This is a genomic window from Mycobacterium sp. TH-M25, assembly GCF_057473665.1.
Genome location: NZ_JBYCLA010000088.1, coordinates 1 through 4621, shown reverse-complemented (window position 1 = coordinate 4621; position 4621 = coordinate 1). Strand labels below are relative to the sequence as shown.

4 protein-coding genes and 1 pseudogene are annotated in these 4621 nt (G+C 65.3%); 3 read left to right on the top strand and 2 right to left on the bottom strand.

The genetic code is table 11. The features are described 5' to 3' along the window. Positions 1–718 (bottom strand): DUF4440 domain-containing protein (locus tag AC2VOU_RS03150; protein WP_486956047.1); only part of this gene is annotated, 718 nt, incomplete at its 3' end. A 108-nt stretch (positions 719–826) separates the two neighbouring features. Here AC2VOU_RS03150 and AC2VOU_RS03145 point away from each other — a divergent pair. After that, on the top strand, positions 827–2299 hold the full coding sequence (locus AC2VOU_RS03145; protein ID WP_486956046.1) for an FAD-dependent monooxygenase: 1473 nt from the start codon (positions 827–829) through the stop codon (positions 2297–2299). A 326-nt stretch (positions 2300–2625) separates the two neighbouring features. Further along, entirely contained in the window at positions 2626–3117 is a 492-nt protein-coding gene (locus AC2VOU_RS03140; protein WP_486956045.1) for a DinB family protein, read from the top strand. Positions 3118–3373: 256 nt separating this feature from the next. Here the strand turns inward: AC2VOU_RS03140 and AC2VOU_RS03135 are convergent. Continuing rightward, positions 3374–3780, bottom strand: a pseudogene (locus AC2VOU_RS03135) (M48 family metalloprotease); the annotation flags it as partial. Positions 3781–3913: 133 nt separating this feature from the next. Here AC2VOU_RS03135 and AC2VOU_RS03130 point away from each other — a divergent pair. After that, entirely contained in the window at positions 3914–4585 is a 672-nt protein-coding gene (locus tag AC2VOU_RS03130) for a M protein (RefSeq protein WP_486956044.1), read from the top strand. Positions 4586–4621 lie beyond the last annotated feature (36 nt).

Genomic DNA, 4621 nt, shown 5'->3' with positions numbered 1-4621 from the left:
CATCCGAGAGGTCATGCAGTTCGAGCATCGACCCGACCCGGAAATCAAGATCGGGGTTGAGCCGCTGCGCCTGCGCCACCATCCCCGCAGATAGGTCGATCCCGAACGGTTCCACTTCGAGATCGCGAAGCATCGCGGCGGTTGCCCCAGTCCCACACCCGACATCGGCTACCCGGAGGCTTCCGGTCGCGCGCACCAGCCCTGCGAACCCGGCGATCACAGCACGGTCCAGCGGCTTGCCGTCGAGGTGGCGATGGAACCGCTCGGCATAGGCGGCGGCGGTGGCGTCGTAGCCGTCCCGGGTATCGGCTAAGAAGGTGTCATCGTCGCCAGGGTTCCTGGCCAATCCAGGCGGCTCAGCAGCGATCGGTGTCCCCTGGTGGAATCGGATCACTGGTGTTGCCGGGCTGGTGTCCCAGATAGAGGAGTAGCGGCTGCGACGGCCCGGTTCCCCGACGGTGTAGGTCACCAGGACCAGATTGTCGGCGATCCGGGTGAACTTCCACTCGCCAGTTTCCGGTGCTGGTCGCGGCTGCTCGGTCGCGAACCTGGCGATGACGTCGGAGCGGGTCAGCCGCCGTCCGCTGCGGCCGATCTCGATGAACTCGGGATGTAGCAGGTTCTCGACCTCGTCGCGGTTCCGGCGGACTACCGAGGTCAGCAGGGCGGTTTCCGCGGCTTCGATCGCGGTGAACCCAATATCCGGCGAATCCGGCATATGACCCTCTCGTGTTCCTGGGGATAGCCGATTGCCCGTCGCGGATCCGATCGGGGTGGAGTGAGCTAGGGATTCAACCGCCCGACTGTGTGCTGGATAAGGTAACGCATGGCCGAACACGCGGTGGTGATCGTCGGCGCTGGCCCGACCGGGCTGATGTTGGCGGGCGAGTTGGCGCTGGCCAAAGTCGACGTTGTCGTCGTCGAACGGCGAACATCACACGACCTGGATGGTTCGCGGGCCGGTGGGATGACCGCTCGGACCATTGAAGTCCTCGATCAGCGTGGTATCGCCGGGCGGTTCGTCGCACAGGGCTGGACCGGTCAGATCGGGCACTACTCGATGATCCCGCTGGACATGGCGGACCTGCCTACACGGCACAGCTACGGCCTGGGGTTGCCGCAGTACCGCATCGAGCGCACCCTGGCCGACTGGGTCGCCGAGTTCGGCGTGCCGATCCACTACGGCGCCGAGGTCACCGGTTTCACCCAGGATGACACCGGTGTCGACGTGGCACTCTCGGATGGAGGAGTGTTGCGGGCGGGCTATCTCGTCGGCTGCGACGGTGGGCGCAGTCTGGTCCGCAAGGTGGCTGGTATTGAGTTCGCCGGGTGGGATGCGTCGATCAGCTGCCTGTTGGCCGATGTAGAAGCGGACGCCGAGCCGCCCTGGGGCGCGCACCGCCACCGGGACGGATTCCACACGTTCTTCAGGTTGGCGGACGATGGTCCGGTCCGGGTGATGGTCAGCCAGCCCTATCGTGGCCAATCCGGCGAACCCACCCTGGGGGATGTGCGGGAGGCGCTGATCGGTGCGTGTGGAACCGATTACGGAATACGCTCCGCCGCCTGGGTGTCGAGGTTCACCGACGTGACCCGCCAGGCGGTGTCCTACCGTGACCGTCGGGTGCTGCTGGCCGGAGACGCCGCGCACGTGCATTTCCCGGTCGGCGGGCAGGGTCTCAACACCGGCGTCCAGGACGCGGTGAACCTCGGCTGGAAGCTGGCCCAGGTGAGCAACGGGGGGTCCCCGGAAACGCTGCTGGACACCTACCACGCCGAACGGCATCCGGTGGCAGCGCGGGTGTTGCACAACACGATGGCGCAGACCGCGCTCGCCGGGCCGGGGGAGCGAGTCGATGCCTTGCGCGACGCCATGGCCGAATTGCTTGCCTTGCAGGAACCACGCACCCGGATCGCCGCCATGATGTGCGGCTTGGATATCCGCTACGACCTCGGCGACGGCCACCCGCTGTTGGGCCGTCGTATGCCCGACCTTGATGTGGTCACCTCCGAGGGCCACACCCGGGTTTTCACGCAGCTGCATGAAGCGCGCTGGGCCCTACTGAACTTCGGTGAGCCCACCGGTCTCGACGTCTCAGCGTGGGCAGATCAGGTGTTGTTGATCGACGCCACCGACACCGGGAGGTGGGAACTACCGGTCCTGGGCGAAGTGCCAGCCCCAGCAGCCGCGTTGGTCCGACCCGACGGCTACGTTGCCTGGGTGGGCGACGGCACCGACGCTGGACTGCACGAGACGCTGACCGCCTGGGCCGGTTCTGCCCCGATCAAGACCTCCTGACCCGCACAGTCGGGCTTGGTCTGGTCGACCAACTCGACCGTGGCTGACTCGCATTCCCGGAGAGGCGAACGGCGCGTCCCGCCTGCTACTGTCGTGACAACGGCCGGATTCCCTGGTGCAGTCGGATGTCCAGGTTGAGTGCCGTTTTTGAAATCGCAACGCCGCGTGACCAAGTTCGCGGCTCGCTAATCAGCGAATGGCCGACCCGCTGTCGGATTTGCCACGTGTCCGTTCCATCGAGGAAGCGGCTATGCCGTCGACTACACCGATACCAGGCAGCCGAATCGTCAGTACCCGCAAGTGAACCCACTACCAGGAGGCACCCCATGACCACCCCGCCCCGCGTCACAGTCGGGCCCGAGCGAGCACTGCTGGAGAACATGCTCGACTACAACCGCGCCGCCCTAACGGAGGTAGTCGACGGACTTACCGAGGAACAGGCCCGTCGCCACCTCGTTTCATCGGCGACCACGCCAATCGGGCTGATCAAGCACGCTGCCGCAGGTGAGCGGATATGGTTTCAGCACTATCTGGCCGGGTTGCCCGAAGCCGAGTGCGACGGGTACGCCGGGCGCGGCGAGGGCAGCTTCATCGTCTCCGCCGCCGAGACACTCGCCGATGTCATCGCCGAGTTCCAGCGGGCGAGCGCCACATCGCGCACCATCGCCGCACGATACGACCTGGACCATGTCGTAGACCACCCCCGCGCCGGAAGCGTGAGCCTTCGATTCATCTACCTACTCGGGATCGAAGACTTCGCACGCCACGCCGGACATGCCGACATCCTGGCCGAACAGCTCACACGCCCACGCGATTGATCCTTCGCCACAGAACCGTAGGTCATTCGATTCGACGGTGGAGTCTGCGGTCTGGGAGGAAGACAGCACTCGGGGCACGGCGGCACCGTGGATAGGTCGCCGCTGGTTACCGTGGCGGTCATGGGCGCGGTCGATGCGGCGAGACGATAACTAGATGAGAACCTGGCTCAGCTGGCCGCACAGCACGGGGTCCCGGCAGCAGCGGCCGGAATCCTCGTGGACGGCGAGATAGCCGATGCGGCGATCGGAGTGTCTCAAGCGCGTGCCCGAGTTCCTGGCCGATGACGAACCGCATCTCGTCGTGCGTCATCAGGTCGGACAGACCCGAGGTGACGACGATGAAGGGCTTGTCGATCCCGATCGTGTAGCCGTTTGCCACCGGCGACTGGATGACAAACAGCTCCGGCTTGGCTTCGGCGTCCAGTACGGCGACGCACTCATCGAGATCTGCGAACTGACGCGGGCCCACCCCACCGCGGAGCTGGCCAGGTACATCAGCCGGTGTTGGCGTTCGCGCAACATGCCGGAGAGCAGCTTGAGCACCTGGTCGAAGCCCCTGAGTCGGCGCAGCGCGGTGAGCGCTGTACGGTCGGCCGGGTGTTCCCAGGCGTGGGAGCTGACGCCGGGGAAGGTCGTCGGTGCTGTGGCAGGTAGCGGAGTCATTTAGCGGTGGCCTTGCCATCCGGTTGCTGCCGAAGGCTACGGGAGGGTTACCGGGTCGGGGCGGGATAGCGTGATCCGCACTGGTCGCGCTTCCCTCTCAGGCATTGTGTGTCGAACGGTATGATGGTCGGTTGTGAGCGCAGACGAATACCACAGCTCGCACCCGGGCGAGGAGGCGAGGGAGGTCAACGGCGTTGAACTGGAACCGGTTTCGTTTCCGATCGACACGCACTACGCGGTCGACTCGACGGACGACCTCCGATCGCTGGTGCCGCCGAGCGGATCGCGCATTGCAGCGTTGACCGACCAGTTGCATAGATCGCAGGCCAATCTGGAGTCGACCGCGGCCCAGTTCACCGAGCTGGCCTCGGCGATCCCCGGTGACTTGAGCGATCGCCTCTCCGGAATCCTCACCAAGGCCATGGCGGAGGCCGACGACATTCGGGCCGAGGCGCGTCGGTTCGCCCAAGAGATTCAGGGGTCGGCAGAGAAGCAGGCCACCGAGATCCTCGACCAGGCCAGGGCGGAGCGACGGGCGGTCGCCGAGCTGCGTGCCGAAGTGGAAGCGCACCGGAGGCAGATCCAGGTGCACGCCTCACGGCTGCGCGAGCAGGCCATTTTGAGTGCGGTCGAGATGATGAAGGAAGCCGAAAGTCAGGCGGCGGAGATCCTGACTCGGATGAACAGCAATATCAATATGCACGTTGCCGAGGCCCAAACACGCTTGAACGAACTAATGCAGGCGCGGTCGAAGATCATGGATCGGATAACTGATTCGGCGTCACGGCAGAATCAAACACGGTAGCGGGCACAAGGACGTGCCGGCGCCAGGGAATGGTAA